This is a genomic window from Blastococcus sp. TF02A-26 (assembly GCF_003319125.1).
Lineage (GTDB): Bacteria > Actinomycetota > Actinomycetes > Mycobacteriales > Geodermatophilaceae > Trujillonella.
Genome location: NZ_QOHG01000005.1, coordinates 51,687 through 77,795, shown reverse-complemented (window position 1 = coordinate 77,795; position 26,109 = coordinate 51,687). Strand labels below are relative to the sequence as shown.

At 72.3% G+C, this 26,109-nt stretch carries 27 protein-coding genes and 2 tRNA genes; 18 read left to right on the top strand and 11 right to left on the bottom strand.

Annotation, left to right across the window (positions count from 1 at the left end; all coding sequences use genetic code 11):
• Positions 1 to 218 precede the first annotated feature (218 nt).
• Positions 219 to 1,508, top strand: coding sequence for a hypothetical protein (locus tag DQ240_RS07210; RefSeq protein WP_113838949.1), 1,290 nt, complete (start codon positions 219 to 221; stop codon positions 1,506 to 1,508).
• A gap of 5 nt (positions 1,509 to 1,513) precedes the next feature.
• Here DQ240_RS07210 and DQ240_RS07205 read toward each other — a convergent pair whose 3' ends face one another.
• Both DQ240_RS07205 and DQ240_RS07200 read right to left on the bottom strand, forming a co-directional pair.
• Complete coding sequence (locus tag DQ240_RS07205) at positions 1,514 to 2,560, bottom strand: PHP domain-containing protein (protein ID WP_113839120.1); 1,047 nt, start codon at positions 2,558 to 2,560, stop codon at positions 1,514 to 1,516.
• A complete protein-coding gene (locus DQ240_RS07200) occupies positions 2,557 to 3,117 on the bottom strand; it encodes a DoxX family protein (RefSeq protein ID WP_113838948.1) in 561 nt (186 codons plus the stop codon). Before DQ240_RS07200 ends, DQ240_RS07205 begins: the two co-directional genes overlap by 4 nt.
• A gap of 168 nt (positions 3,118 to 3,285) precedes the next feature.
• On the opposite strand from DQ240_RS07200, the gene DQ240_RS07195 reads away from it, so the two are divergent.
• Positions 3,286 to 3,471: a hypothetical protein gene (locus DQ240_RS07195; protein ID WP_113838947.1), complete on the top strand. Its 186-nt coding sequence runs from the start codon at positions 3,286 to 3,288 to the stop codon at positions 3,469 to 3,471.
• Between the two features lie 247 nt (positions 3,472 to 3,718).
• Here DQ240_RS07195 and DQ240_RS07190 read toward each other — a convergent pair whose 3' ends face one another.
• From DQ240_RS07190 to DQ240_RS07170, 5 genes are all read right to left on the bottom strand, one after another.
• Complete coding sequence (locus DQ240_RS07190; protein ID WP_158548563.1) at positions 3,719 to 3,943, bottom strand: helix-turn-helix transcriptional regulator; 225 nt, start codon at positions 3,941 to 3,943, stop codon at positions 3,719 to 3,721.
• 15 nt (positions 3,944 to 3,958) lie between these two features.
• Positions 3,959 to 4,561 carry a hypothetical protein gene (locus DQ240_RS07185; RefSeq protein ID WP_233498571.1) on the bottom strand — a complete coding sequence of 201 codons (603 nt, stop codon included), beginning with the start codon at positions 4,559 to 4,561 and terminating at the stop codon, positions 3,959 to 3,961.
• A gap of 296 nt (positions 4,562 to 4,857) precedes the next feature.
• Entirely contained in the window at positions 4,858 to 5,445 is a 588-nt protein-coding gene (locus DQ240_RS07180) for a hypothetical protein (RefSeq protein WP_113838944.1), read from the bottom strand.
• 403 nt (positions 5,446 to 5,848) lie between these two features.
• On the bottom strand, positions 5,849 to 7,285 hold the full coding sequence (locus DQ240_RS07175) for a bifunctional phosphatase PAP2/diacylglycerol kinase family protein (protein WP_113838943.1): 1,437 nt from the start codon (positions 7,283 to 7,285) through the stop codon (positions 5,849 to 5,851).
• 55 nt (positions 7,286 to 7,340) lie between these two features.
• A complete protein-coding gene (locus tag DQ240_RS07170) occupies positions 7,341 to 7,871 on the bottom strand; it encodes a CGNR zinc finger domain-containing protein (RefSeq protein ID WP_113838942.1) in 531 nt (176 codons plus the stop codon).
• Between the two features lie 96 nt (positions 7,872 to 7,967).
• Between DQ240_RS07170 and DQ240_RS07165 the strand changes: the two genes are divergently transcribed.
• The 3 genes from DQ240_RS07165 (at position 7,968) to DQ240_RS07155 (ending at position 9,428) form a co-directional block, all read left to right on the top strand.
• Complete coding sequence (locus DQ240_RS07165; protein WP_113838941.1) at positions 7,968 to 9,173, top strand: MFS transporter; 1,206 nt, start codon at positions 7,968 to 7,970, stop codon at positions 9,171 to 9,173.
• A 73-nt stretch (positions 9,174 to 9,246) separates the two neighbouring features.
• Positions 9,247 to 9,335, top strand: a tRNA-Ser gene (locus DQ240_RS07160).
• Between the two features lie 20 nt (positions 9,336 to 9,355).
• Positions 9,356 to 9,428: transfer RNA gene (locus DQ240_RS07155), tRNA-Arg, on the top strand.
• Between the two features lie 152 nt (positions 9,429 to 9,580).
• Here the strand turns inward: DQ240_RS07155 and DQ240_RS07150 are convergent.
• From DQ240_RS07150 to DQ240_RS07140, 3 genes are all read right to left on the bottom strand, one after another.
• Positions 9,581 to 10,012, bottom strand: coding sequence for a hypothetical protein (locus DQ240_RS07150; protein WP_113838940.1), 432 nt, complete (start codon positions 10,010 to 10,012; stop codon positions 9,581 to 9,583).
• A gap of 124 nt (positions 10,013 to 10,136) precedes the next feature.
• Positions 10,137 to 10,361: a hypothetical protein gene (locus DQ240_RS07145; RefSeq protein WP_113838939.1), complete on the bottom strand. Its 225-nt coding sequence runs from the start codon at positions 10,359 to 10,361 to the stop codon at positions 10,137 to 10,139.
• Positions 10,361 to 11,041 (bottom strand): PD-(D/E)XK nuclease family protein, encoded by a 681-nt coding sequence (locus DQ240_RS07140; protein WP_158548561.1) that lies wholly within the window; start codon positions 11,039 to 11,041, stop codon positions 10,361 to 10,363. Before DQ240_RS07140 ends, DQ240_RS07145 begins: the two co-directional genes overlap by 1 nt.
• Before the next feature lie 295 nt (positions 11,042 to 11,336).
• On the opposite strand from DQ240_RS07140, the gene DQ240_RS07135 reads away from it, so the two are divergent.
• Positions 11,337 to 13,562, top strand: a complete 2,226-nt coding sequence (locus tag DQ240_RS07135; protein WP_113838937.1) for an MMPL family transporter — start codon at positions 11,337 to 11,339, stop codon at positions 13,560 to 13,562.
• Positions 13,563 to 13,593: 31 nt separating this feature from the next.
• Here DQ240_RS07135 and DQ240_RS07130 read toward each other — a convergent pair whose 3' ends face one another.
• Positions 13,594 to 14,109 (bottom strand): MarR family winged helix-turn-helix transcriptional regulator, encoded by a 516-nt coding sequence (locus tag DQ240_RS07130; protein ID WP_233498570.1) that lies wholly within the window; start codon positions 14,107 to 14,109, stop codon positions 13,594 to 13,596.
• Positions 14,110 to 14,194: 85 nt separating this feature from the next.
• On the opposite strand from DQ240_RS07130, the gene DQ240_RS07125 reads away from it, so the two are divergent.
• The 12 genes from DQ240_RS07125 to DQ240_RS07070 all read left to right on the top strand — a co-directional run bounded on the left by DQ240_RS07125 (position 14,195) and on the right by DQ240_RS07070 (position 26,108).
• On the top strand, positions 14,195 to 15,325 hold the full coding sequence (locus DQ240_RS07125; protein WP_113838935.1) for an FAD-dependent monooxygenase: 1,131 nt from the start codon (positions 14,195 to 14,197) through the stop codon (positions 15,323 to 15,325).
• 56 nt (positions 15,326 to 15,381) lie between these two features.
• Positions 15,382 to 16,605, top strand: coding sequence for a hypothetical protein (locus DQ240_RS07120; protein WP_113838934.1), 1,224 nt, complete (start codon positions 15,382 to 15,384; stop codon positions 16,603 to 16,605).
• A gap of 180 nt (positions 16,606 to 16,785) precedes the next feature.
• Complete coding sequence (locus DQ240_RS07115) at positions 16,786 to 17,577, top strand: ABC transporter permease (RefSeq protein WP_113838933.1); 792 nt, start codon at positions 16,786 to 16,788, stop codon at positions 17,575 to 17,577.
• Positions 17,578 to 17,650: 73 nt separating this feature from the next.
• Positions 17,651 to 18,565, top strand: a complete 915-nt coding sequence (locus DQ240_RS07110; protein WP_199589143.1) for an ABC transporter permease — start codon at positions 17,651 to 17,653, stop codon at positions 18,563 to 18,565.
• The gene (locus DQ240_RS07105) at positions 18,558 to 19,370 is read left to right on the top strand and encodes an ABC transporter ATP-binding protein (protein WP_113838932.1); all 813 of its coding nucleotides are present in this window, start codon (positions 18,558 to 18,560) and stop codon (positions 19,368 to 19,370) included. Before DQ240_RS07110 ends, DQ240_RS07105 begins: the two co-directional genes overlap by 8 nt.
• Positions 19,371 to 19,464: 94 nt before the next feature.
• Positions 19,465 to 20,463, top strand: coding sequence for an ABC transporter substrate-binding protein (locus tag DQ240_RS07100; RefSeq protein ID WP_113838931.1), 999 nt, complete (start codon positions 19,465 to 19,467; stop codon positions 20,461 to 20,463).
• 7 nt (positions 20,464 to 20,470) lie between these two features.
• A complete protein-coding gene (locus DQ240_RS07095) occupies positions 20,471 to 21,328 on the top strand; it encodes an aspartate dehydrogenase domain-containing protein (protein WP_113838930.1) in 858 nt (285 codons plus the stop codon).
• Between the two features lie 152 nt (positions 21,329 to 21,480).
• Positions 21,481 to 23,046 carry an aldehyde dehydrogenase gene (locus DQ240_RS07090; protein ID WP_113838929.1) on the top strand — a complete coding sequence of 522 codons (1,566 nt, stop codon included), beginning with the start codon at positions 21,481 to 21,483 and terminating at the stop codon, positions 23,044 to 23,046.
• Entirely contained in the window at positions 23,043 to 23,414 is a 372-nt protein-coding gene (locus DQ240_RS07085) for a RidA family protein (RefSeq protein WP_113838928.1), read from the top strand. Before DQ240_RS07090 ends, DQ240_RS07085 begins: the two co-directional genes overlap by 4 nt.
• A gap of 36 nt (positions 23,415 to 23,450) precedes the next feature.
• A complete protein-coding gene (locus DQ240_RS07080; protein WP_113838927.1) occupies positions 23,451 to 23,996 on the top strand; it encodes a cupin domain-containing protein in 546 nt (181 codons plus the stop codon).
• 40 nt (positions 23,997 to 24,036) lie between these two features.
• Positions 24,037 to 25,008, top strand: a complete 972-nt coding sequence (locus DQ240_RS07075; RefSeq protein WP_113838926.1) for a PDR/VanB family oxidoreductase — start codon at positions 24,037 to 24,039, stop codon at positions 25,006 to 25,008.
• Positions 25,009 to 25,094: 86 nt separating this feature from the next.
• Positions 25,095 to 26,108, top strand: coding sequence for a VOC family protein (locus DQ240_RS07070; RefSeq protein WP_113838925.1), 1,014 nt, complete (start codon positions 25,095 to 25,097; stop codon positions 26,106 to 26,108).
• The last annotated feature ends 1 nt before the right edge of the window (position 26,109 follow it).

Here is a 26,109-nt window from a genome sequence, read left to right as displayed (position 1 = left end):
AGCAGGTGGACCGAGTACCGTCCCGGGGATGTGCCGTGCGGAGACTCGGCTGGGACCTCGACGTAGGTGACGACACCAGCCACGTCGATGATCGCTGACCGGGAGAAACCGGATGAGAGCGGTCGGGCACTGTGAAGCCGTCATGCGGCGACGCGCCGGATCGCAGCGAATCGGGTCTCTCCGGTGGGCCCATCGAGGTCCTCCCCGAAGGGGAGCCTGTGATCGGCGCGAACGAGGCCGCCTCGCCGGCGCGCAGTTCCCTCCACCAGGCCGCATGGACGGCCGTGGACCAGGTCTTCTCGAGCATCGCCAACTTCGGGATCACCATCGCGGTGGCCAGGGCCGTGAACGAGCATGTCGCTGGGTCATTCGCCTATGCGTTCCTGCTCTTCAGCCTCGCGCTGGGCATCATGCACTGTGTCGCGACCGACCCGTTCGTCATCCGGTTCAGTGCGGCCGGTGCACGAGAACGGTCCGCAGCGGCTCGTCGGGCCGCCGGTTCCAGCCTGCTCGTCGCGCTCGTCGCCGCGATGCTGTGTCTGACGGCAGCACTGGCGGTCCGAGGTGACATCGGGGCGGCCCTGCTCCTGCTCGCCGCCGTGCTGCCGGGCCACTTCCTGCAGGACAGCTGGCGCAGTGCTGCTTTCGCCTCGGGCGACGCCCGGAAGGCGGCAGCCAACGACGGCCTCCGCATGGTTGTGGAGGTGGCGGCCATCGGCCTGTGCATCTGGTCCGGGACGACCGAGCTGGTCTGGTACATGGCCAGTTGGGCGCTGGGCACATGGGCCGGGGCGATGCTGGGGGTCTGGCAGTTCGGTACCCCGCGAGGATGGCGCGCGAGTCTGGCGTGGCTGCGGGAGAGTGCGCCACTCGGTGTCCGTCTGGGCAGCGAATTCACGATCAGCATGGGTGGGTTCGCGCTGACCACGACGCTTCTCCTGGTCATCCTCGGGACTGCGGATACCGGGGGTATGCGGTTCGCGCAGACGCTTCTCGGGCCCATCCAGGTGCTGTTCGGCGCGATCGTCAGCTTTGTGGTGCCCTTCCTCGCCCGACGTCTCGCCGCGCTGGGCCCTCGCGCGCTCGGTCGGCCGACCTTGCTCATCACCGCATGCAGCGTTGCCATCTGTGTGACCGTCGTCGGCGTTCTGCTCCTGCTGCCCGACTCGGTCGGCAGAGAACTGCTCGGCGATTCATGGAAGACGGCGCAACAAGTCCTGCTCCCGGTCGGCGTCACGCAGTGCGCGCAAGCGGTGATGCTCTGCGCCGGTTTGCCCCTCAAGGCATTGAGTCGCGCCGACGTACTGCTGCGAGCCACCCTCGTGCAGGCGCCTCTGTCGATGGCCTTGGCCTTGGGAGGTGCCCTGTCGCACGAGATCGTCGGCGCGGTCTGGGGACTGGCGCTCGGTCACAGTGTGGGCTGCGTCGTGCTCGTGTTCCTCGTACGCCGAGTGCTGCGCGGTGCGACGGGGGCGTCGGCAGGCGCCGCTGCGAGCACCGCCGCGTAAGTCGATCAGACCGACCGGTCGAGCAACTCGTCCGCGGTCAGCGTGTTGATGACCCGCTCAGGCGGGACGCCGGTCGCCACGGCCCGTTCGCAGCCGTTGGACTGCCAGTCGAGCTGACCGGGTGCGTGCGCGTCGGTGTCGATGGCGAAGTCGCAGCCCAGCTCCACGGCGAGCGACAGCAGCCGCAGCGGCGGGTCCAGCCGCTCGGGCCGGGAGTTGATCTCGACGGCGACGCCGTTCTCGACGCAGGCGGAGAACACGGCCTCGGCGTCGAACTGGCTCTCCGGGCGGGGGCGCTGGGTGCCGTTGCGCTGCTTCCGGCCGATCACCAGCCGGCCGGTGCAGTGGCCGAGGACGTCGGTGTGCGGGTTGGCGACGGCGGCGAGCATCCGCTCGGTCATCACCGACCGCTCGGCCCGCAGGTCGGAGTGCACGCTGGCCACCACGACGTCCACCCGCTCCAGCAGCTCGTCGGTCTGGTCCAGGCTGCCGTCGAGGTTGATGTCGCACTCGATGCCGGTGAGGATCCGGAACGGCGCGAGCTCCTCGTTGAGCTCGGCGACGACGTCCAGCTGCCTCTCCAGCCGCGCCGCCGTCAGCCCGTTGGCGACGGTCAGCCGCGGGGAGTGGTCGGTCAGGGCGAGGTACTCGTGACCGATCGCCGTCGCGGCCTCGGCCATCTCGCGGATGGGGCTGCCGCCGTCGGACCAGTCCGAATGGCTGTGCAGGTCGCCTCTGAGCAGTGCCCGGAAGGCGGCGACGTCGTCGGCCATCGGGACGAGCTCGGCGTGCGCCTCCTCGAGCGTGGCCAGGTACTCGGGCACCTCGCCCTTGTGCGCCTGCACGATCGCGGTGCCGGTCTTCGGGCCGATGCCCTTGAGGTCGGTCAGCGTCTTCGTGCGGATCCGCCGGTCGAGCTCGGCGTCGTCCAGGGTGTCGATCACGGCCGCCGCGGTGCGGAAGGCCGAGACCCGGTGCGAGGGCTCGCGGGCGCGCTCCAGGAGGAAGGCGATCCTCCGGAGCGCGGCCGCGGGCGGGAGTGGCTCGGTCAGTTCTTCGCCTTCTTCTGGGCCTTCTTGGCGCGCTTGGCGGCCTTCTTCTGGGCCTTGGCCGCGCGCTTGCTGGCGCTCTCGTAGCCCTCCTCGGTCGCCTTGGCGGCGAGCTTGGCGGCCTTGCGGGCGCGGTAGCCGACGGACGGCTTGCCCTCGGTGTCGACGGCGGCGAGGAGCAGGCCGCCCAGCAGACCGGTGTTCTTCAGGAAGTTCGAGATCTGGCCGAACTGCTCCTCCGGGTCCGTGTGCTCCCAGAAGCGGTGCCCCGCGAGCGTCGTCGGCACGATCGAGGCCGAGAGCACCAGCGCGGTCAGGCGCGGGGCCTTGTTCAGCGCGAACAGTGAGCCGGCGGCCACCTTGACGGCGGCGTCGACCTTGACCCACTGCTCGACGTCCTTGGGGACCTCGACCGGCAGCTGCTTGTCGGCGGCGTCGGCGATCTTCTCCACCACGGGGGCGGCGCCGGGCACGCGATCCTGCGGCTTGCGCAGCGTGCTGATCCCCCCGTAGATGAAGGGAGCGGCGAGCAGTGGCCGGGCGATCCGGCGGACCAACATGGGCAGACCTCTTCCGTGAACGGGACCGTGTCGGTGTCCTCATGCCCACCTGAGCAGGCGGGACACCCCATCCCGGACCGTAGTGAGGGTTCTCGCCCGCCGCAGGATCTGGCCCCGGCGGGTGAGGGCCTCTGTCGGTCGGCTCCGGAACCCGGCACCCTGGGCTCCATGGGGAAGGCGCTGCTCGGGCTGCTGCTGGTGGTGGTCGCCGTCGAGATGATCGCCGTGGTCGTCATCGGCGTCGTGCTGGTGCTGCTCGGCACCACGCAGACCACGCTGATCGGCGTGGGCATGATGTTCGTCGCCGTCGCGGCCGCGATCCTGACCTGGCGCTTCGCGCGCCGTCGGGCGTAGCCGGAGGTCTCCCGCCGGCGGCCGGGTGCTGCCAGCATGAGCGCGTGGAGACGAGGAGACGCAGGAAGTGCCTCGGTCCCGGCTCGCGCCCGTGCGACGTGTGCGGCAGCGAGGACGTCTCGGTGACCGAGTCCCGCCGTGTCCGGCAGGGGGTGCACCGGCTCAACCCGGCCTTCCGGGCACAGGCGCGCCGGTACGAGCTCTGTGCCGGCTGCGGGTCGAAGCGCGAGCTGGTCTGACTCGGCGGTCAGCCGAGCAGTCGCGTCGCGGCGCTGATCAGGTCGGTGAGGTCGACGCTCAGCGCCTGGGCGATCGCGTGCAGGTCGTCGAGGTCGAACGGGCTGTCCTCGCGGAGCTTGCGGGCCACGCTCGCCTGGTTGATGCCGGTCTCGCGGGCCAGCTGCCGCCCCGACCACCCGCGGTCGGCGAGGAGTGACCGGACCACGTCGGCCACCGCGGCGGAGAGCTGCACGGCGACCACGGTAGGTCAGTCGTAGGGGTTGGTGAGGACGGCGCGTGCCTCGACCACGGCGAAGGTGACGGGCGGGCCGTCGGTGGTCGTGGTCCCGGGGATGTCGACGGCGGCGCTGCCATCGACGGTGAAGGTGCCGCCCCACGTCGTGGTGAGGGAGGCGCTGTAGGTGCCCGAGGCGTAGTCGTGCGTGATCGTGTGCGCGGGGTAGGGGGCGCCGGGGTCGGTCGTCTGCATCGTCGTGCCGTCGCCGGTGTGCCAGGTGAAGCCCTGCGCGGTGGCCACGATGTCGACGGTGAAGCCGCGGATGTCGAGGCTGTAGGTCTGCGTGGTCGGGCCGTCGGTGAAGAAGATGACGGGCAGGCCGACGAGGGCGTCGCCCGGTGGTTGCTGGCGGGTGGGGAGCTGGGGGAGCGGGAGCCGCTCGAAGTAGCGGAACACCTCGTCCGGCGACGGCGCCGGATTCAGCGCCGTGATGTCGACGCACTCCCGCGGGGATGCGAGCCAGTCCCCGAACTGTGTTCCCGCCGGAAGGCCGGCTGGCACCGGGAGACCGTCGATCTCCGGCAGCCCCGGGACGACGACCCGACGCTGCTGGACGACGAGCTCGCGGACCACCTGCTCCGGACCGCTGGGACACGCCCGGTCGTCGGAGTCCTGGCACGGCTCAGCTGCTGCTTGCGCCGCCGCGCAGGGAGTCAGAAGGCGGTACGTGTAGGGGTGGGCCTCGGGAGCAGCGTTGCTCGCGACCCACTGGCCTCCCGGCGTCTGAACTGCATAAGTCGCTTCCAGAGCACCGGTACCCGCACTGACTTCTGGCGCTGGGCATGCGCTCAACACGCAGGCGCCGGCTGCAGGAGCCAGCACTACCTCCATGAACATCAGTACTAGTGCAGCGCCCGCTGCCTGGAGCCTCATCCGACGGTCAGCGACGTCACGAGCCATGTGCTCCGCTGCGCGTCCCAGACGAGCTGTGCCCCCGATTGCAGCTCGCCGGTCGCTGGCGCCGAACGTGCTGCAACCACTTGGCCGGCGGCGTCTAGAACCGTCACTGGACCCTGCGAGTAGACGAATGCAACCTCAGCCTGGTCCCCAGAAAGGATGCCCGGTCCGTTGGGGCGGAAATCCGTCGAGGTGGCCTCGTAGCGGTATCCGGCTGCCTGATCTCCAGCGATCGATTCAGAAATCTGGATGCAGATTCCGCAGCCTTGACTGAGGTCAACGAGGGTTTGAGGATCAAGACGACGTTCGGCCGATTCCTCGGTGAGGCGCATGTAGTACCGAATGAACTCGAGGGCGCCCTCCGGGGTCTTCTCGCGGGCCTCGGCGGGGACGGGGAAGTCCGGCGGACCCAGGGGCGGCAGCGCCTCGGCCGATGTCGACGGGCTGTCACTGGCGCTGGGCAGGGTCTCGGCGGGCTTCGACTCGTCGCTGCAGCCGCACAGCAGTACCGCGGCCAGTCCGAGCCCCGCCGTCGTCCGTCGGCCTGACCCCGCTGCCATGCGCCGCCTCCCCGTCCTCACGGACTGCGGAGACTAGCCATCCCGCCTCGACCAGCGCAGTCCTCGCTGTGGACAACCGCCCGATCGGGCCCATTGCAGGTCGAACTCGCGAGCTGCTGACGCTGCAGGACCCGCAACGCCCTCACAACGCCCGCAAAGGGCCAGCTCTCGCGGTCGAACTCGTGCTCTTGCGGTGCTGCACCACCGCGGAGAGCGCGAGGAACACCGCAGGAGTGCGGCGGTCGGGCCCATTGGGGGTCGAACTCACCCATTACCGGCTCTGCAGGACCCGCGAAGCACGAGCAACACCCGCAAAGCCCCGCTCTTGCGGTCGAACCGGCGCTCTTGCGGTGCTGCAGCACCGCGAGAGCACGAGCAACCCCGCGAGAGCGGCTGCCGGACCTCAGGTCGTCCGGCAGCAGTAGACGGTCAGCGACCCGCCCTTGGTGAACGAGAACTCGGTGGCGGGCTTGCCCATCTCGCCGTCGTAGGCCACCGGCTGCGGACCCGACAACGAGCGCACCTTCACCGACGTCCCGTTCATCTCGGCGTAGCCCGACACCCGGTCGGAGACGCCGAGCAGCGTGCCGAGCACCGCGCGGGTGCGGCTGAACGGGATGTCGGCACGCAGGTACTGCACGTCGAGCAGCCCGTCCTCGAGCCGCGGCCGCCACGCCGGCGCCAGCCCGCGCGGGGTGTACAGGCAGTTCCCGATGAAGAGGATCCACACCTTCACGTAACGGCCGTCCAGCGCGAGCTCCACCGGCGTCCCGACGCGCAGCGTCCGCGCTGCGGCCACCGTCATCGCCGCCCACTTGCCCATCCGCCCCGCCAGCGCGTCGCGGCGGCGCACCATCTCCGGGTAGCTGCCGATCGCCGCGGTGTTGAGGAACGGCGTCCCGTTGAGCGAGGCGACGTCGACCTTGACCGCAGCACCCGAGGTCACCGCCTCGGCGGCCTCCTCGATGGTGTCCACCCCGACGTCCCGGGCGAAGTGGTTGAGCGTGCCGGCCGGGATCACCGCCAGCGGCAGGCCGTACTCCAGCGCGATCGCCGCAGCCGCGGCGACCGAACCGTCGCCGCCCGCCACCCCGAGGGCGGAAGCCCGGCCCGAGCGCGCCGGCTCCCCGAGCAGCTCGGCTACCCCGCGCTCCTCCGACATCTCCAGCACCTCGGCCCGGGGCAGGAGCCGCCGGATGTCGGAGGCGGGGTCGTACTCCGCGTCGCCCGACCGCGGGTTCACCGCGACGAACAGCCCCTCGCCGTCGGTCAGCGCTGGTGCCGACAGCGCCGGACGCACCCGGGCCGGCGTCCGTGGCCGGACCGCCCACCACTTGCGGCTGGCCGCCGCCACCGCCGTCCCCACGGCGAAGCCGGCCAGGACGTCGCCCGGGTAGTGCACGCCGACGTGCACCCGCGAGTAGCCGACGCCGAGCGCCACCGGCGCGAGCGCGGCTCCGGCCAGCGGGCTCTCCAGCGCCACCCCGGTGGCGAAGGCCGCGGCCGACGCTGAGTGCCCGCTGGGGAAGGAGTGCGTGGTCAGCGTCCGGCGCAGCAGCCGCGTCTCGTCGCGCAGCCCGAGGTCCGGACGGCGACGCCCGAAGATCTGCTTGAGCAGCGCGTTCACCACGCTGCTCGTCACGGCCAGCGAGCCCACGCCGCGGATGGCCGCCCGGCGGGAAGCGCCCTTCCGGGTCGCCATGAGCGCGGCGACGAGGAACCAGAGCTTGCCGCGGTCGGCGAACGTGGAGAGCCGGCGCAGCCAGCGGTCGGCGGGCGAGGCCGGGATCGCGCCGATGGCGGCATGCAGACGGGCGTCCCAGTGCCGCGGTGACCTCACGCGGCGACGCTAGTGGAGTCGCTCGGGTGCGGAAACCGCGCTCGAGCGACTCCGCTCAGGTCTTCTGGCGGGCGCGGTAGGCGGCGACGGTCGAGCGGCTCGCGCAGGTGTTGGAGCAGTACCGGCGGCTGGCGTTGCGCGAGGTGTCGACGTAGACGTCCTCGCAGCCCTCGGCCGAGCAGACGCCGAGCCGCTGCCACCCGTGCTGGGTCACCACCTGGGACAGGCCCATCGCGACCGTGGTCGTCATCTGGTCGAGCACCGGCGCCTCGTCGGGCGTGTAGTGCAGGTGGAGCTCGCCGTCGTGGTCGGTGGCGTAGGGCTCCGGACGGGCCCGGGACAGCAGCGCGTTGAGGCGGTCGAGCACCTCGGGCTGGGTCTGCGCGAGCGCCACGGCGCGGACCAGGTCGGCGATCTCGCCGGCAGCCTGCGACTCCTCCGGGGAGAACTCGCGGGCGGAGCCGGGGGAGAACCACTCGTCGTGCGCGCGGAGGAAGTCCACCGGCCACGCGTCGACGTCGCGGTCGACGTTGGCCAGGTCGATGGCCAGCTCGACGGCGTTCGACGCGTAGGTGTCGTAGTTCATTTGACTCCCTACTCCTCCGTCGCTACCGTGGCTCGTAGGTGGTCAACCATCGATGACCACCTACATCTTCCCGCAACTCCTGAGACGAGCTCCACCGTGCGTGCGTACCTCTCCGTCTGGCGGCTGTCCTCCGCCCCGACGCTGCTGATCGGCGGCTTCGCCGGTCGCCTGCCCTCGGCCATGGTGCCGCTGGCACTGCTGCTCATGGTGCAGCAGCAGACCGGCTCCTTCGCGGTGGCGGGCCTCGCGTCGGCCACCCTCGGCGTCGCCATGGCCGGCATGGCCCCGGTCCTCGGCCGCCTCGCCGACCGCCGCTCGCCGCGCCCGGTGCTGCTCGCCCAGGCGGTGGCCTACCCGCTGCTGCTCACCGCGCTCGTCGCCGTCGTCCTCCTCGAGGCATCGACGTCGGTGGTCGTCGCCGCCTCGGCGGCCGCCGGTGCCGCGACCCCGCTGGTCAGCGGCACGGTCCGCGCGCTGTGGTCGAAGACCGACCCCCGGGTGCGGCCGGCCGCGTTCGCGCTCGACGCGACGACGACCGAGCTGGTCTTCGTCATCGGCCCGGCGCTCGTCGCCGCGCTCGCGGTGGTCACCGCGCCGGCGGTCGCCGTGGGGACGGCGGGCGTGCTCGCCGTCGCCGGGGCCGTCTCGATCGCCGTCTCGAAGGCGATGCGCTCCTGGGAGCCCGCGCCGCACGTGCAGTCCGGCGTCTTCTCCACGGTGCGCGCCCCCGGCATGCCGCGGGTCCTGATCAGCGGCGCGGCGCTCATGGTCGGCTTCGGCGCGATCGAGATCGCCGTCCCCGCCTTCGCCGAGGACGCCGGGTCGCCGGGGATGTCCGGCGTCCTCCTGGCGGTCTGGTCGCTGGGCTCGGTCGCCGGCGGGCTCTGGTTCGGCGCCCGCGTGGTCAGCGCGTCGCTGCCGCGCCAGTACCGCTGGCTGCTGCTGGGGACGACGATCGGGCTGGCCCCGCTCGCGGCCATCTCCAGCCCCTGGGTGCTCGGCCTCCTGCTGTTCCTCGGCGGCTCGGTCATCGCCCCGACCCTGACCGTGCAGAACTCGCTGGTCGGGTCGATCGCCCCCGCGCAGGCCACCACCGAGGCGTTCACCTGGCTGTCGACGGTCACGGTGGGGGCCTCGGCGATCGGCGCCGCCCTGGGCGGTGCGCTCATCGAGGGGCCGGCCGGCGTCTCCGGAGCGCTGCTGCTCGCGGTGACCGGCGCCGCGGTGGCGGTCCTCGTGACCCTGGTCCCCGGTCGCCGCGCCGTCGTCCCCGCCGTGTCGCGGGAGCCGGTGCCGGCCTGACCGGGGCCCTGCAAGGGGCCGCCGGGGCGCTGGTAGTCTCTTCCGCGGTGGTTCCGAGGGGACTCGGACCCCGGGAGGCTTCGCCTAGTCCGGTCTATGGCGCCGCACTGCTAATGCGGTTTGGGTTAATCCCCATCCCGGGTTCAAATCCCGGAGCCTCCGCGCACGACAACTGAACACAGGCACCCGTAGCTCAACGGATAGAGCATCTGACTACGGATCAGAAGGTTAGGGGTTCGAGTCCCTTCGGGTGCACGTCTGGTTGAGACACCGATCTGCCGCGCCGCCCCGACGGGGGAGGCGCGGCAGATTCGTCTCCGGAGCGCTGCCCGAGGTGCGCATGTGCCACTCGGTCGGCATCGGCCGGGAGCGCCCGTGTCGGACGGGAGTGCCGTGAGCCGGCGCGCTCACCGCATGTCCGGCGGGATGAGGTCTTCACGCAGCAGGCGGACCAGTGTGTCGATCTGCGCGTAGAACGCCTCCGCGTTCGTGCTGTCCCGTGCCACTGCCCAGGCGTCGAGCCCGATCTGGTGTCCGAGGTCCTGGATGCCGGCCGGAGCCACGAGTTGGAGCGCTGTGAGGCGACCGATCAGCGTCGAGCGGGTGGCGGGGATGCGCAGCAAGCGGCTCGTCTCCTCCGCCGGATCGACGTCGCCCGTCGAGGCCTGGGCGAGGAGTTCCAGGCAGGAGTCGACGACGCGCTCGTACACGGCGTAGCGCTTGTCCAGGACCCAGTTCTCCCTCGACGTGCGGCTCTGACTCCGAGTGACGAGCCACGCGACGACGCCGGCGAGGGCAGCGCTCACCAGGGGCACGATGACGCCGGTTGCCACGCTCACGGCCGCAGTGTGCTCGGCGACGGGCCCGGAGAGGGGTGGGAAGGGCCTGTCTTCGGGAGGTCCTACCTGGTGACCTGGGCGACTGCCTCGTCCAGCGGCGGAGCGAGCGCCGTCCAGCCCTGCATCACCTCGGCGCCGCAGGCGCGCGCGAAGGCCGGGTGAGCCCGACCAGGACGGGGTCGTGCGAGTCGACGACGGCCACGTCGTCGGACGTGGCGGCGAACTCGCGCAGGAGGTCGACCTGTGCCTGGAACTCCTCCACGAGCAGGCCCACCGCGGTGCTGCGCAGCGACGCCCATTCCTCGATCTGGGCGCGGTTGCGCCAGTAGAAGTCGACCTTCGGGTCCATCAGACGGTTCCTTCCCACGTGGCGACGACGTCGAGGACGCCCGGCGCCGGCTCCTCGGCCTCTGCGGTCGCGGCACGTGTCAGCTCGGCGAGGTCGCCCCAGCTGACCGTGTGCCAGCGGTCATGGCTCTCCTCGGCGGTCGTCGGCGGACGACGACGGGGGGTCAGGAAGACGAGCGTGGGGTCCTCGTGGTCCCACAGCTCGGCCAGCCGGGCGCACTGCCTCGGCTGCTCACCCGCCCGCACCTTCGCCTCCACCAGCAGCACCGCTCCGGGCAGCCGCACGACGAGGTCGGCGCGGGTGTCGGCCCGCACCTCCTCGAGATCGACGGTGACGGGGTCGAAGTCGGTCGGCTCGCTCCCGACCAGCGCGCACAGGCGGCGCAGCAGGCCGTCCCCGAGCCCGTGGTGGCCGTCGGGCCGCAGCAGCCACGCCAGCGCGGCGGTCAGCCTGAGCTCGTCGTACTGCAGTCCGAGTGTGGCGAGCAGCGTGCGCGAGCCCGAGCGCCACAGCCCGGCCGCCCGCAGCCCGGCCACCTCGCCGGCCAGCTCGGCCAAGCGGCGGTCCCAGTCCGCGACGTCATGGACGGCGGTCCCCGGTGCCGCCGCGCCGAGAGCCGCCCACTCCGCTGCGAGCCGCGCGTACGACGGCTGCCACCCGGCGACCTCCGAGCTCTGCACGTTCCCCCCGACCTCGCGTCGACCTCGCTCGACGGTCCTACCGGACATCGGCGAGGAACGGGGTCACCGACCCGGGGACTCCCCGGAGTTCCCGGGAGCGGCAGGACCAGGGGCGGATGGGGGTGCTCCCCGATGGGCGCGCGGCCCCGCCGGCGACAGGCTCGGCGCGGCGCGCGGCCCGGGGGTGTCGGGCTGGCCCGACACCGACTCCGCCAGCTGGCGGGATGGGTCGACGCGCGCCTGAGCAGCAGATTCATCAACGGACATCTCGAGCCTCGAAGACAGGAGACGTGCGATGCAGCGATCGGGCAACCTCGCCGGGCGGGTGGGGCGGTGGAGCGCCCGGCACCGCAAGGCGGCCGTCCTCGGCTGGCTGGCCTTCGTCCTGGCCGCCCTGGCCATCGGCACGCTCGTGCCGCAGGCCCAGACCACCGCCGCCGAGGACAGCCTGGGCGACTCCGCGCGCGCCCAGCAGATCCTCGACGACAACGGCTGGGAGGAACCGGCCTCGGAGATGGTGCTCGTCCAGCGGGACGCCGACGTCCCGGAGGCGGCCGTCACCGCGGCCCTCACCGACCTGGTCGCCGCCCTCCGGGCGACCCCCGAGGCCACGAACGTCGTCAGCCCCCTCGACGGCGCCCCGCTGGTCTCGGCGGACGGCCGCTCGGCCCTGGTCACCCTCGACATCGCCGGTGACCCGGAGACCGCCGACGAGCGGCTCGAGCCGATCCAGGACGCCGTCGCCGCCGTCGCAGCCGACCACGGCGACGTCCGGGTCGAGCAGTTCGGCGACACCAGCGCCGACGTCGCGATCGGCGACACCCTCGACGAGGACTTCCAGCGGGCCGAGCTGCTGTCGATCCCGATCACGCTCGCCGTCCTGCTGTTCACCTTCGGCGCCCTGGTCGCGGCGGTCCTGCCGCTGGTCTTCGCGCTCACCGCGTTCGTCGGCGCGCTCGGGCTGCTCAGCCTCACCAGCCAGATCTGGCACGTCGACGGCAGCGCGCAGATCGTCATGCTGCTCATCGGCCTGGCCGTGGGTGTGGACTACTCGCTCTTCTACCTCAAGCGCGAGCGGGAGGAGCGGGCCAAGGGGGCCGGCCCGGTCGACGCGCTCGACATCGCCGCCGCCACCTCCGGCCGCTCGGTGCTGATCTCCGGCATCACGGTCGTCGTCGCGATGGCCGGCATGTTCCTCACCGGGTTCTCCGCCTTAACGGGCATGGGCTCGGCGACCATCCTCGTCGTCGCCATCTCGGTGCTCGGCTCGCTGACGGTGCTGCCGGCGATGATGGCGTGGCTCGGCGACCGGGTGGAGAAGGGGCGGCTGCCGTTCGCCCGCCGCCGTCGCGAAGGCCGGCCCGGCTGGTTCTGGCCCGCGGTGCTCGGTGTCGTGCTGCGCCGTCCGCTGGTCGCCGCGCTCGTCGCCGGGGCCGCGCTGGTCGGCCTGGCCGTCCCGGCGCTGTCGATGGACCTTCGCAACGAGAGCGTCAACGACCTGCCCCAGGACCTGGGGATCATCCAGACGTACAACCGGATCACGGAGACGTTCCCGGGCGGCCCGTCCCCGGCCGAGGTCGTGGTCGAGGCACCGGACGTGGACGCCCCCGAGGTCCGGGCGGCGCTCACCGAGCTGCGCGAGCGCGCGCTGGCCAGCGGGCAGATGAACGACCCGATCGACGTCGAGACCAACGAGGCGGGCACCGTCGCGGTGGTCAGCGTCCCGCTGGTCGGCGACGGCGAGGAGCAGGCCTCACGCGACGCGCTGAGCACCCTCGAGGGCATCGTGCCGGCCACGGTCGGCGGGGTCGACGACGTGACCGCGGTGGTCACCGGCAGCACCGCCGAGTCGGTGGCCTTCGACGAGCTCATGGCCGAGCGCACGCCGTGGGTGTTCGCCTTCGTGCTGGTCCTGGCGTTCCTGCTGCTGCTCGTCTCGTTCCGCTCGGTGACGATCGCGATCACCGCGATCGTGCTCAACCTGCTGAGCGTGGCCGCCGCCTACGGGGCGCTCGTGCTGGTCTTCCAGGAGGGCGTGGGCGCCGACCTGATCGGCCTGGACCAGACCGGCGGCATCGTGAACTGGATCCCGCTGTTCCTCTTCGTGATCCTGTTCGGCCTGTCGATGGACTACCACGTCTTCATCCTCGGGCGGATCCGCGAGGGTCACGACCAGGGGCTGGACACGCGCACGGCGGTCGCGCGCGGCATCACGTCGTCGGCGGGGACGGTCACCAGCGCCGCGGTGATCATGGTCTTCGTCTTCCTCACCTTCGTGACGCTGTCCATGACGTCGATGAAGCAGGTCGGACTCGGTCTCGCCATCGCGGTGCTGCTGGACGCGACGGTGGTCCGGGCGGTGCTCGTCCCCGCCGTCATGCAGCTGCTCGGGGACCGGAACTGGTACCTGCCGCGGTGGCTGCGCTGGCTGCCGGAGCTGCGCCACGAGGACGCCGTCCCCGCGGCCGTCCCCGCGCCGCGGCCGGCCGAGGAGGTGCCGGTCCTGGTCGCCCGGGACTGAGGTCAGCGGAGTCGCTCGAGTGCGGGAACCGTCATCGAGCGACTCCGCTCACGGAGTGGGTGAGCGCGCGCAGCAGGTCCGCCAGCTGCGCGCGCTCAGCCGCGTCGAGGCCGGCGAGGAGCCGGTCCTCCAGGGCGATGTGCTCCTCGTAGACGGCGTCGATCCGCGCGAGTCCGGCCTCGGTGAGCTCGGCGTAGACCACCCGCCGGTCGTCGTCCGAGCGGACACGGCGGACCAGACCGTCGGTCTCCAGCCGGTCGATGCGCAGCGTCGTCGCCGCCGAGGTGAGCAGGGTGGCCTCGGCGAGCTCCCCGGTCGTCCGCCGGTGCGGCGGACCGGCCCGGCGCAGCTGGGAGAGCAGGTCGAACGCCGCCGAGGTGATGCCGTGCCGCTCGTGCAGTCTGCGGACGGCGGCCCGCCGCATCAGGTCCAGCCGGGCGATCCGCCCGAAGACGCCGATGCTGGCCGGGTCGACGTCGGGGCGGACCTGCACCCAGCGGTCGAGGACGGCGTCCACCTCGTCGGGCCGGGCTCCCTCGACTGCCACGCCGCCTCCTCGGGCCAGGGGTGTTGCGCCGATGATACGTAAGTGCTGAGAATATAGGTACTTACACATCTTGAGGGGAGTCGTCATGGGCGAGCAGGTGGTCGGGGTCGTCGGTGGCGGCGTCGGAGGAGTGGTGGCAGCGCTCGCGCTGCGTCAGCTGGGTCGCGAGGTCGTCGTCTTCGAGCAGGCCGGCCGCCTCGGCCGGGTGGGTGCGGACATCAACCTGACGCCCAACGCGGTCGTCGCGCTCGACGGGCTCGGGGTGGGTGAGGCGCTGCGCCGGACCGCGGCCCGTCCCAGCCACCGGATCAGCCGCACCTGGGACACCGGCGAGGAGACCTCGCGCCTGGAGATGGGGACCGTCGCCGAGGAGCGCTACGGCTCGCCGCAGCTGACGATCCACCGCGCGGACCTGCTCGACGCGCTCGTGCCGGCACTGCCCGACGGCGTGCTGCACCTGGGGCGCACGCTGTCGGCCCTCCGCGAGGACGGCGACCGGACCGTCCTCGAGTTCACCGACGGCGGTTCGGCGACCGTCGACGTGCTGGTCGGCGCCGACGGCATCCACTCCGTCGTCCGCGAGGCGCTGTTCGGCCCCGAGCAGCCCGAGTTCACCGGGGTCGTCGCCTACCGCGCCGTCGTCCCCGCCGCGCGGCTGGAGGGGATCCCCAACCTCGGCGCCTTCACCAAGTGGTGGGGCCCGGACGCTGCGACGCAGATCGTCACCTTCCCCCTGAACCGCGGCGAGGACGTCTTCGTCTTCGCCACCCGCCCTCAGGAGTCGTGGCGCGAGGAGTCGTGGACCGCGCCGGGCGACGTCGACGAGCTGCGCCGCGCCTACGCCGGCTTCCACGCCGAGGCGCGCGCACTGCTCGACGCCTGCGACTCGGTGCTGAAGTCCGCCCTCTACGTGCGCGACCCGCTGCCGCGCTGGTCGGTCGGCACGCGCACCCTCCTGGGCGACGCGTGTCACCCGATGATGCCGTTCATGGCGCAGGGGGCCGGGATGGCTATCGAGGACGCCGTCGTCCTCGCCCGCGCGCTGGCCGCCGCCGAGCCCGGGCGCGACACCGCGGCACTGCAGGCCTACGAGCAGGCCCGCCGCGGCCGGACCGCCGACGTGCAGATCGGCTCCCGCGGCAACGACTGGCTGCGCACCGCCGGCAACGCCGACTGGGTGTACGGATACGACGCCTGGACCGTGCCGCTCACCTGAGATGCGGGGCCCGCGGGGTGTCTTGCCGCAAAGTCCCTGATCGCTAAGTTGTCCCGGTGGTCAGTGACGTCGCCGCGCCGGTCCGGTGGACCCGCCACGTCGGGGGCTGGCTGGCCATCGGCAGCTCGCCGGGCGCGCTGGTGCTGGGCACCCAGCTGGCCGACGGGGGCGGACCCCTCCCGCTGGTCTGGCTGCTGCCCGCCGTCGCGCTGATGGCGGTGCTGCTGGTCCTGCACGGCCGGCTGGGCCTGCGCCCGCCGATCGGCACCGGACAGACGTTCACGCAGCTGAGCCGCGGCTACCTCTCGCCCGCCGCGCGGACGGCGGTCGGCGTGCTGATCGCGGCCGGGATGGTCGGCTGGGTCGGCTTCGGCATCGGGATCGGCGGGGAGTCGCTCGCCCGGGTCCTCGACCTGCCCCGACCACTGTGCGCCGCGGCCGTGGGCGCCGTCGTCGGCGCGCTCGCCCTCAGCGACGTCCGCTCCTGGAACCGCGTCGCCGTCGCCACCACGGTGCTCACGCTCGTGGCCTCGCCCCTCCTGCTGCTGGGCGTCGACCGGCTGCGGTCGCCGGTGACCGTCGCGGCGGGTCCCGGCGGGGAGGCCGTCGTCCTGCTGGCCGCGTTCGTCGGCTACGTCGCCGTCTTCATGCTCCGCTCGCCGGACTTCACGGCCGGCCTCGAGCACCGGGGCGGACTGCTCGCCTGCGTGGCCGCGCTCGTCCTGCCCGCCCTGGGGCTCGTGCTGATCGGCGTGGCCCTGCGGCTGTCCGGGACCGACGGCGGGGACGCCAGCCTCGCCGCGGTCGCCGCCATGCGGCCCGGCGGGGTGCCGGTCGGCGACCTGCTGGTCGCGGTCGCCGTCCTCGCCCCCGCGATCGCCGCGGCCTACTCCGGCGGGCTGGCGCTGCAGACGTTCACCGGCGCCCCGGCGCGGGTGGCGGTCGCGGTCATCACCGGGCTGGGTCTGGTGCTCGGACTCCTCGCCTTCCACCGGATCCTGGTCGACTGGCTGTCGCTGCTCGCCGGGATCGCCCCGCCGATCGCGGTGCCCTTCTGGGTCGAGTCGGCCCGCCGGCGCCGGGGACGGCCGCCGCGGCTGATCCCGGTGGTGGTCTGGCTGCCGCCGGCACTGGTCGGTGGCGGGCTGATGGCCGGGGGAGTGCCCGCCGCTCCGCTCCTGGCCCTGGCGCTCGCGGTGGTCGTCGCGGGCGTGTGGGGACTCGCCGGCCGGACCGCTCGGCCCGGGGTGGTCGGACACGGGGAAGATGTCACCCGGTGACGTCCGAGGAGTGCGCTGCGTCACCGGAGCCCGGCGCCACGTGTCAAAGCGGTTAATTACCAAGAGTCTTTGCGCTCAGCTATTGACGGCTCGCGGAACGCCCGGCGACCATCTGTCGACAGATGTGGTCCGGCCCACTGCGACGCATCCGCCGGGCACGGTCCGAGGAGGGAGATCCGGGTGAAGCTCCTGCACGAACCGCTCAGCGGTCGGTCGCAGGCCGTCCTCGGCGTGGTCGGCGTCGTCGGTGTCGCAGCGGTCTGGGAGGCCGTGATCCGCACCGGCCTCCTCGACGTCGCGGGACTCCCGCTCCCGACCGGCGTCCTCGGCGGCGTCGCGGACCTGCTACCCGACGGCACCTTCTGGGACGCCGTCCTGTTCACCCTCGGCGAGTGGATGCTCGGCCTGGCGATCGCCACCGGCGTCGGCGTCCTGGTCGGCGGCCTCATGGGCGCGTTCCGCAGCGTCTTCGTCGCGTTCGAGTGGCCGGTCGAGGCCTTCCGGGTGCTGCCGTCGGTGGCCGTCGGACCGATCCTCGTCCTGCTCATCGGCCAGGGGATGCTGCCCCTGGCGCTCACCGTCGCGCTCTCCTGCGTCTGGCCGATCCTGCTCAACACCATGTACGGCGTCCGCAGCACGGACACCACCGCGGTGATGACGGCGAAGACCTTCGGCAACAGCGACCTGGCGGTCCTGCGCACGGTGAAGATCCCCAGCGCCCTGCCGTTCGCCTTCACCGGCGTCCGGATCGCCGCCTCGATCGGCCTGCTGGTCGCGGTCAGCGCCGAGCTGCTCATCGGCAACGGCACGGGCATCGGCGGCTACATCCTCGAGAACACCGCCAACGCCACCAACCTCGACATCGTCTACGCCGCGACCCTGGTGGCCGGCGTGCTCGGCGTCGCCGTGAACCTCGTCATGGCGAAGCTCGACGACGTGGTGTTCGGCTGGAAGAAGGGGCTCGCACAGTGATCGAGCTCGCGAGATCACCAGAGGACACAGTGGCGTCGCTCGCGACGCAGCCGAGCGCCAGCGAGGTGGAGTCGTGACGGTCCAGCAGGGCACCGACCCGATCCACGTGCCGCTGAGCGCCCCGGAGTCCGAGGCCGTCGAGGAGCGCGCCGCCGTCCCCGCGCCGCCGCGCCGCCGGGCCCGCGCCGGCTTCCCCTGGCCGGTGACGGTGCTGCTCCGCCTCCTGGTCCCCGCCGCGATCATCGGCGTCTGGTACCTGATCTCGGAGGGCCGGCGGTCGGGCCTGTTCGTCAAGGACCCGCTCACCTCCCTCGAGCGGTTCGTCGAGGACTTCCTCTCCGGCGACGCGTCGCGGCTCTTCCTCGGTGACGCGACCTACGACCACCTCTTCCCGAGCGTCGGGCGGGCCCTCGCCGGTCTCGGCATCGCGATCGTCGTCGGCGTGGTGATCGGCGTCCTGCTCGGCATCTCGCCGGTGCTCACCGCGCTGTTCCAGCCGCTGATCCACCTGGGCCGGTCGCTGCCCAGCCCGGCGCTGCTCGGCGTCTTCTTCTTCCTCTTCGGCACCGGTGACTCGCCGAAGGTCTTCCTGATCGCGTTCAGCGTCGTCTGGCCGATCCTGCTCAACACCATCGACGGGGTCAGCTCGATCGGGCAGACCCGGGCGCAGGCCGCCCAGGTGTTCCGGATCCCGGCCCGCGACCAGCTGCTGCACATCGTGCTGCCCGGTGCGGCACCGAAGATCTTCGCGGGCATCCGGACGTCGCTGTCCTTCTCCCTGATCCTCATGATCATCTCGGAGCTCCAGAAGTCCGAGAACGGCCTGGGCTACCTGCTGATCCAGTCCCAGCGGACCTTCGACTACGCCGGCTTCTGGTCGGTGCTGATCGTCCTGGTGCTCCTCGGCGTGGCCTTCAACTTCATCTTCCTGGCGATCGAGCGCCGTGCGCTCGCCTGGCACCGAGGAGCGACCCAGCAGAATGACTGAGGCCCGAGTGACCGAGAACCCGGCGCCCCGCGCCGCCACCAGCGCCGAGCTCCTGCTCGACGGCGTCTCCCGCAGCTACGGCGACAACCTCGCCGTCCGCAGCATCAGCGCCGAGGTCCCGGCCTCCAAGATCAGCGTCATCGTCGGCCCGTCCGGCTGTGGCAAGTCGACGCTCCTGCGGATCATCTCCGGTCTCGACGAGCCGACTGCCGGCCGCGTCGAGTTCGAGGGCACCCCGGTGAACGGCGTCCCCGAGGGCCTGGCGATGGTCTTCCAGGACTACTCGCGCTCGCTGTTCCCCTGGATGCGGGTGGACAAGAACGTGGCCTTCCCGATCAAGCACCTGCCGGCGAAGGAGCGCGCCGAGCGCGTGCGCTTCGCCATCGAGGAGGTCGGGCTCTCCGGCAAGGAGAAGCTCTACCCCTGGCAGATGTCCGGCGGCATGCAGCAGCGCGTGGCGATCGCCCGCGCGCTGGCCAGCCACCCGAAGCTGCTGCTGATGGACGAGCCGTACGCCTCGGTCGACGCGCAGACCCGCGCCGACCTCGAGGACCTGCTCATGCGGATCCAGGCCGAGCTCGGCATCACGGTGCTCGTGGTCACCCACGACATCGACGAGAGCGTCTACCTCGCCGACCGGATCATCGTGCTGTCCGCGCCGCCCAGCGTCGTCGCCGAGGTCATCGAGGTCGACCTGCCGCGGCCGCGCGACCACATCGCGACCAAGACCGACCCGCGGTTCGTCGAGATCCGCGGTCACGTGACCCGCCTCCTCCGCAGCAAGGAGCAGGTGGCTCCCGTCTGAGCCCGGCGGCCCCCGGGCCGCCGCCCCGCGTGACCGCCCGGTCACGTCCGTCCCGACAACTTGGCGCTCAGTTTCTGAGCCCGGAGGTATCTACATGAGGTTCCGTGGTGTGGTCGCGGGAGCGACCGCGTTCGCGCTGCTGGGTCTGGCCGCGTGCGGCTCGGACGACGACAGCGGCAACAGCTCCGGGGGCGGCGGCGGCGGTTCCAGCGACGGCGAGCTCGAGACCACCGAGGTCACCGTCGGCGCGCTGCCGCTGGCCGACTACTCCGCGCTGTACTGGGCGCAGGAGAAGGGCTTCTTCGAGGAGGAGGGCCTCACGGTCACCCTCGAGCCGGTCCAGGGCGGCCCGCAGGCCGCGCAGAACGTGGCCACCGGCGAGCTCGACATGAGCTTCTCCAACACCATCTCGACGTCGATCGCCGCGCAGAGCGGGCTGCCGATCCAGACCGTCGTCCTCACCAGCGCCCTGGGCGCCGGCGGCCTGTCGGTCTACGTCGACCCCGACTCCGACATCCAGACCCTCGAGGACCTCGACGGCGCCACGATCGGGATCAACGCCACCAACAACATCGGTGACGTCACCCTGCGCAACCTGCTGAACGAGGAGGGCCTGGACGACGTCGAGCCGACCTTCGTCGAGGTGCCCTTCCCCGAGATGCTGTCGGGTGTCGAGGCCGGATCCATCGACGTCGGCTACTCCCCGGAGCCGTTCTCCTCGGCGGCGCTGGCCGCGGGCATGCGCGAGATCGTCGACCTGACCTCGGAGGAGGGCCCGAACGACGGCCTGGCGGTCTCCAACTTCATCGCCAGCGACCAGTTCATCGAGTCCAACCCGAACACCGTCGCGGCGTTCGCCCGGGCGATGTACGCGGCCGGGCAGGACATCGTCGCCAACGAGGCCGAGTGGCGCGAGTGGCTGCCGACCATCGCTCAGGTGTCGCCGGAGGTCGCGCAGGAGATCGCGCTGCCCGAGTTCCTGGCCGAGACCGACGTCGACCGCATCCAGGAGGTCGCCGACATCCTGGTCGAGCAGGGGCTGCTCGAGGACGGTTACGAGGCCGCCGACGACACCTACGTCGCCGAGGGCTGATCCTCCGATGACCACCCGAGTCGATGGCGTCCCCGGCCCCACGGGACGGACCGCCGCGGTCCGTGCCGCGGGGACGGGGCTCCGCGTGGCCCTGCTGGGTCACGGCGCCATCGGCCGGGTGGTCGCCCGGGAGCTGCTGAGGGGAGGGGTGGACGGCGCGACGCTGGTCGGCGTCGTCACCCGCTCGCCCGACGACCCGGGGCTCCCGGTCCCGCGGCTCGGCCTCGACGAGGCCCTCGCGGCCTGCGACGTCGTCGTCGAGTGCGCCGGGCCCGACGCGCTGCTCGAGGTCGTGGAGCCGGTCCTGGCAGCCGGCCGCGACCTGGTGGTGAGCTCGATCGCGGCCCTGCTCGACCCCCGCCTGGCCGGGCGGCTGGACGAGCTCGGCCCCGGCCGGCTGCGCTGCACGCACGGCGCGCTCGGTGGGCTGGACCTGCTCGCCTCGGCGGCCGCCGTCGGCGGGCTGGACCGCGCGGTCCTGCGCACCACCAAGAAGCCGGCCGCCCTGGTCCAGCCGTGGATGGACGAGGCGGAGGCTCGGCGGGTCCGCGATGCCGCCGAGGACGTGCTCGTCTTCGCCGGCACCCCCGCGGAGGCCTCCCGGCTCTTCCCGCAGTCGCTGAACGTCGCGGCCGCCCTGGCGCTGGCCGTCGGGGACCCCGACGTCGTCCGGGTGGAGCTGCACGCCGATCCCGCGGCCGACCTGACCACCCACCGCATCGAGGCCGAGGGGCCGCAGGGCTCCTACGTGTTCCAGGTGCAGAACAAGCCGAGCCCGGACAACCCGCGCACCAGCGCGGTGGTGCCGTACTCGATCCTCCGCACGCTGAGCGGGCTGACCGCGCGCCCTCCGCTCATCGCGTGAAGGACCTCCCTGCAGGGAGGCCGAACCGAACGGAACACCGTGCGAGTCCCACCCCGCCCCTTGACCGTGGGCGGGCCCACTCCTACATTCGCTGCATATCTCTGAGCGCTAAGAAGATGAGCACTCAGAGGAGCACCACCGAGGGAGACACCATGACCGATCGGCCGGGACCCGTGCAGGGCGTGCCGAACGCGCCCGCCGAGCGGTCCTCCTCCGCCGACGCCCTGCAGGCCTCGCTGCGCGACGAGATCCTCGTCGCCGGCCGGTGGCAGCGGGGCAGCGGCGAGCCCATCGAGTCGGTGGACCCGGCGACCGGCAAGGTCTTCGCGACGCTGCACGGCGCCACCGTGGAGGACGTCGACCGCGCCGTCCGCGGCGGGCTGCAGGCCGCTGCGGAGTCCGGCTGGGCGGCGATGCTGCCGCACGAGCGGGCGCGGGTGCTCTACCGCATCGGCGAGGCCCTGGAGCGCGACGCCGACACCATCTCGGCCCTGCAGACCCTCGACACCGGCAAGACCCGCGGCGAGACCCGGGCGCTGTGCCTGAGTGCGGCCAACACCTTCCGCTACATGGCCGCGACGCTGGAGACCATGGTCGGGGACATCACCCCCTCCCGCGGCGAGTACCTCACCTTCGCCACCTGGGAGCCGATGGGCGTCGTCGGCGCCATCACCCCGTGGAACTCCCCGATCGCCAGCGACGCGCAGAAGATCGCCCCCGCGCTGGCCGCCGGCAACGCCGTCGTCTCCAAGCCGCCGGTCTGGGCGCCGTGGGTGACCCTGCGCCTGGCCCGCCTGGCCGAGGAGGCCGGCCTGCCCGCCGGCCTGCTCTCGGTGATCCCCGGCCCCGGCCGCACCGTCGGCGAGGCGCTCGTCGCCCACCCCGAGGTGTCCAAGATCAGCTTCACCGGCGGCACGACCACCGGCAAGCACCTCGGCGAGGTGGCCGCCCGCAAGGTCATGCCGGTCACCCTGGAGCTCGGCGGCAAGTCGCCGACGATCGTCTTCCCCGACGCCGACCTGGACCAGGCCGTGGCCGGGGTCGTCTACGGGATCTTCAGCTCGACCGGGCAGAGCTGCATCGCCGGCTCGCGGGTCTTCGTCCACCGCGACGTCGCCGAGGAGTTCACCGCCCGGCTGGTCGCCGCCACCGAGCGGCTCGTCGTCGGCCCCGGGGACGACCCGCGCACCCACGTCGCGCCGATGATCACGCACTCGCACCGGGACGGCGTGGCGCGGATGGTCGACGACGCCGTCGCCGCGGGCGCCACGGTGCTGACCGGCGGCCGGGTCCCCGACGACGACGAGCTGGCGACCGGCGCCTATTACCTGCCGACGGTCCTCAGCGGCGTCTCCAACGACGACACCATCTGCCAGGAGGAGGTCTTCGGCCCGGTCGCCGTGCTGCTGACCTTCGACGACGAGGACGACCTGGTCGCGCAGGCCAACGACACCGTCTTCGGCCTCGCCGCCGGCATCTGGACCCGCGACTTCCCCCGCGCCTGGCGGATCGCCCGCGCGGTCAAGGCGGGCACGGTCTGGGTGAACACCTACAAGCAGTTCAGCATCTCGACCCCGTTCACCGGTCTCAAGGAGAGCGGCATCGGCCTGGAGAAGGGCCGCGACGGGATCCGCTCGTACATGCACCAGAAGTCCATCTACGTCGACGTCAGCGGACGCCCGATCGCGTGGGGCGCCCCGGGAGGTTTCGAGCGATGAGCACGAGCACGCAGATCAGCGGCGCCCACCCCTACAGCCCCGCCTTCGCCGTCGGCGACCTGGCGTTCGTCTCCGGCGCGCTGTCGGTGGACGCCGACGGCGCCGCCGTCCACGGGCGCACCGAGGCCATCGAGGCCGCCACCGCCCGGCTCACCGAGCGGCTGGCGACCGTGGGGATGGCCCTGGAGGACGTCGTGAAGACGACGTACTTCGTGACCGACCTCAGCCTCCGCACCGAGGCCAACGCGCACTACGAGCGGACCTTCGCCCAGCCCCGGCCGGCGCGCAGCTTCGTCGAGGTCGCCGGCCTGCCCTACGGCGCCACCGTCGAGATCGAGGCGATCGCGCACCGCGGTCGCACCCACTGACCAGCCCCCCGCCCCGGTAACCGAAGGAGAACAGCAGTGACCACCGAGCAGACCACCACCCCCGAGCAGACGGCCCCGGCCCCCGGTGCCGACCTCGAGTCGCTCATCGACTCCTGCATCGCCAGTGCCGAGAGCCGCTACGAGGACTGGGACGCCCTTGGCTTCCAGGCCTCCCAGGGCGGCGACCGCTTCCGGCGCGCCCAGATCCGCTACATCGGCTCCGGCGCCACCGGCGACCACTCGGCGGACAGCCGCACGCTGAAGCCCGGCGGCTTCACGTTCTCCAACATGAAGCTGCCCGTCGGCGCGGTCGGCCCCGAGCACACCCACCACGACGTCGAGGAGGTCTTCTACGTCCTCGAGGGGAAGCTGGAGGTCGCCGTCCACGACGTCGAGGACGGCACCAAGAAGGCTACTCGGGTCCTGGGCTACCGCGACCTCATCCGCGTGCCGGCCGGCGTGCCGCGCTCGCTGAAGAACGTGGGCGACACCGACGCGCTGTTCTGCGTCGTCATCGGCGCCCCGAAGCCGCAGCTGCCGACCTACCCGCCGTCGTCGGAGATGTACGGCGTCAAGCGCTGACGCGCACCTGAACCACCGCTTCGATCTGGGGAGTCCGGGCATGGAGAGGAACCTCGCGGGCGAGGACGGGCGGCACACGCTGCGCGTCCAGCAGAAGACCTACGAGGCCGACGGCATCACGAGCGTGACGCTGGTCGACCCCGCGGGTGGCGCGCTGCCCACGTGGAAGCCGGGTGCGCACCTGGCGCTGCACCTGCCCAACGGGATGCTGCGCGAGTACTCGCTGTGCTCGGACCCCTCGGACTCGACGCGGTGGACGGTCGCGGTGCTGCGGACGCCGGACTCGCGCGGCGGCAGCAGCTGCGTGCACGACGCGCTGTCGGTCGGCGCGCACATCCAGGTGGACGGTCCGCGCAACGCCTTCCACCTGGAGGAGGCGCCCAAGCACTTCCTCATCGCCGGTGGCATCGGGATCACCCCGATCATCACCATGGCCCGCGAGCTGGAGGCCCGGGGCGCGGACTGGGCGATGCTCTACACCGGCCGCAGCCGGCAGACGATGGCCTTCCTCGACGCCGTCGAGGCGCTGCCGCGGGAGAAGGTCCACGTCCACGTCGACGAGGAGAACGGGCGCTACCCCGACCTCAAGGCGATCCTGCACAGCCAGGACCCGCGCACGCTCGTCTACTGCTGCGGCCCGACCGCCCTGATGGACGCCGTCGCCGAGGCGATGGAGGACCCCTCCCTGCTGCGCCTGGAGCGGTTCAAGGCGCCCGAACGGGTCGTCCCCGAGGGCGAGACCGACGAGGCCTTCGAGGTCGTGCTGCAGTCGACCGGCGAGCGGATCCCCGTCGGCCCCGAGGTGTCGGTGCTGCAGGCGCTCGAGGACGCCGGCGTGCCGGTCGACTCCTCGTGCACCGAGGGCATCTGCGGCACCTGCGAGACCGGGGTGGTCAGCGGCGACGTCGACCACCGCGACTTCCTGATGAGCCCGGAGGAGCACGAGGCCGCCGGGACGATGATGGTCTGCGTCTCCCGCTGCCGCTCCCGCGAGCTCGTCCTCGACCTCTAGAAGGACCCCCCCCTCCCCCCGCACCTCGCACGCTCGGCGCGGGCCCCTGAAGGGGGGCCGTTCCAGCACCTCACCAAGGAGACCCCATGAGCGACCACCGCGTGCACTACGCCGACCAGCCCGTCGTCCGGCTGCGCGCCCTGCGCTCGGTCACCCTCGGGGTGCCCGACCCGGTCACCTCGAAGGACTTCTACAACGAGGCCTGGGGGCTGGGGCTCAGCGACGCCGACACCGACCGCTTCTGGCTGCGCGGCACCGGCGAGGAGCACCACGTCCTCGAGCTGCAGAAGGCCGAGCAGAACTCCCTCGGCGGGGTCAGCTTCGCCGTCGGCACCCGGCGCGAGATCGACGACGCCGCCCGCCGGCTGACCGACCTCGGCATCCCGCTGCTGCGCGAGCCCGGCGCCTACGACGACGCCGCCGGCGGCTACGGCCTGGCGCTGGTCGACCCCGAGGGCCGGGTCGTCGAGCTCGCCGCCGACGTCAACGCCGTCGTCCGGCAGGACCAGGGCGGCTACGCGGCACTGCCCAAGAAGCTGGCCCACGTCGTCCTGAACACCGTCGACATCGACCGCGCCACCGCCTTCTACTGCCAGGTCCTGGGCATGCGGATCTCGGACTGGTCCGAGCACCAGATGTCGTTCCTGCGCTGCAACCCCGAGCACCACGTCATCGCCTTCAACCAGGCCCCGTGGACGTCGATCAACCACGTCGCCTACGAGATGGCCTCGGTCGACCACTTCATGCGCGGCATCGGCAGCCTCAAGGTCGCCGGCGTGACGCCGCAGTGGGGTCCCGGCCGCCACGGCCCCGGCGACAACACGTTCAGCTACTACACCGACCCGGCGCAGCTGGTCTGCGAGTACACCTCCGAGGTCATCCAGGTCGACGAGGACTCGTGGCTGTGCCGCACCTGGCGGCGGACGCCGGAGCTGTCGGACCAGTGGCGCACCGCCGGCCCGCCCACCACCTCGGTGCGCTCGGCCATGGCGGGGATCCCGGACGCCGGTGCCCGCGCCCGGGTCGACGCCAAGCCCGGCTACTTCCTCCCCGTGTCGGAGGACAACGGCGCCGGCATCGGTGTCGGGGTCGAGGCCTGAC

Bases quoted from the DNA above. Each gene is read 5' to 3' on its own strand.
- DQ240_RS07125 (WP_113838935.1), top strand. From the start codon at position 14,195: ATGGGCGAGCAGGTGGTCGGGGTCGTCGGTGGCGGCGTCGGAGGAGTG.
- DQ240_RS07095 (WP_113838930.1), top strand. From the start codon at position 20,471: ATGACCACCCGAGTCGATGGCGTCCCCGGCCCCACGGGACGGACCGCC.
- DQ240_RS07105 (WP_113838932.1), top strand. From the start codon at position 18,558: ATGACTGAGGCCCGAGTGACCGAGAACCCGGCGCCCCGCGCCGCCACC.
- DQ240_RS07170 (WP_113838942.1), bottom strand. From the start codon at position 7,871: ATGAACTACGACACCTACGCGTCGAACGCCGTCGAGCTGGCCATCGAC.
- DQ240_RS07090 (WP_113838929.1), top strand. From the start codon at position 21,481: ATGACCGATCGGCCGGGACCCGTGCAGGGCGTGCCGAACGCGCCCGCC.
- DQ240_RS07100 (WP_113838931.1), top strand. From the start codon at position 19,465: ATGAGGTTCCGTGGTGTGGTCGCGGGAGCGACCGCGTTCGCGCTGCTG.
- DQ240_RS07145 (WP_113838939.1), bottom strand. From the start codon at position 10,361: ATGGACCCGAAGGTCGACTTCTACTGGCGCAACCGCGCCCAGATCGAG.
- DQ240_RS07075 (WP_113838926.1), top strand. From the start codon at position 24,037: ATGGAGAGGAACCTCGCGGGCGAGGACGGGCGGCACACGCTGCGCGTC.
- DQ240_RS07070 (WP_113838925.1), top strand. From the start codon at position 25,095: ATGAGCGACCACCGCGTGCACTACGCCGACCAGCCCGTCGTCCGGCTG.
- DQ240_RS07085 (WP_113838928.1), top strand. From the start codon at position 23,043: ATGAGCACGAGCACGCAGATCAGCGGCGCCCACCCCTACAGCCCCGCC.
- DQ240_RS07180 (WP_113838944.1), bottom strand. From the start codon at position 5,445: ATGGCAGCGGGGTCAGGCCGACGGACGACGGCGGGGCTCGGACTGGCC.
- DQ240_RS07135 (WP_113838937.1), top strand. From the start codon at position 11,337: ATGCAGCGATCGGGCAACCTCGCCGGGCGGGTGGGGCGGTGGAGCGCC.
- DQ240_RS07200 (WP_113838948.1), bottom strand. From the start codon at position 3,117: ATGTTGGTCCGCCGGATCGCCCGGCCACTGCTCGCCGCTCCCTTCATC.
- DQ240_RS07195 (WP_113838947.1), top strand. From the start codon at position 3,286: ATGGGGAAGGCGCTGCTCGGGCTGCTGCTGGTGGTGGTCGCCGTCGAG.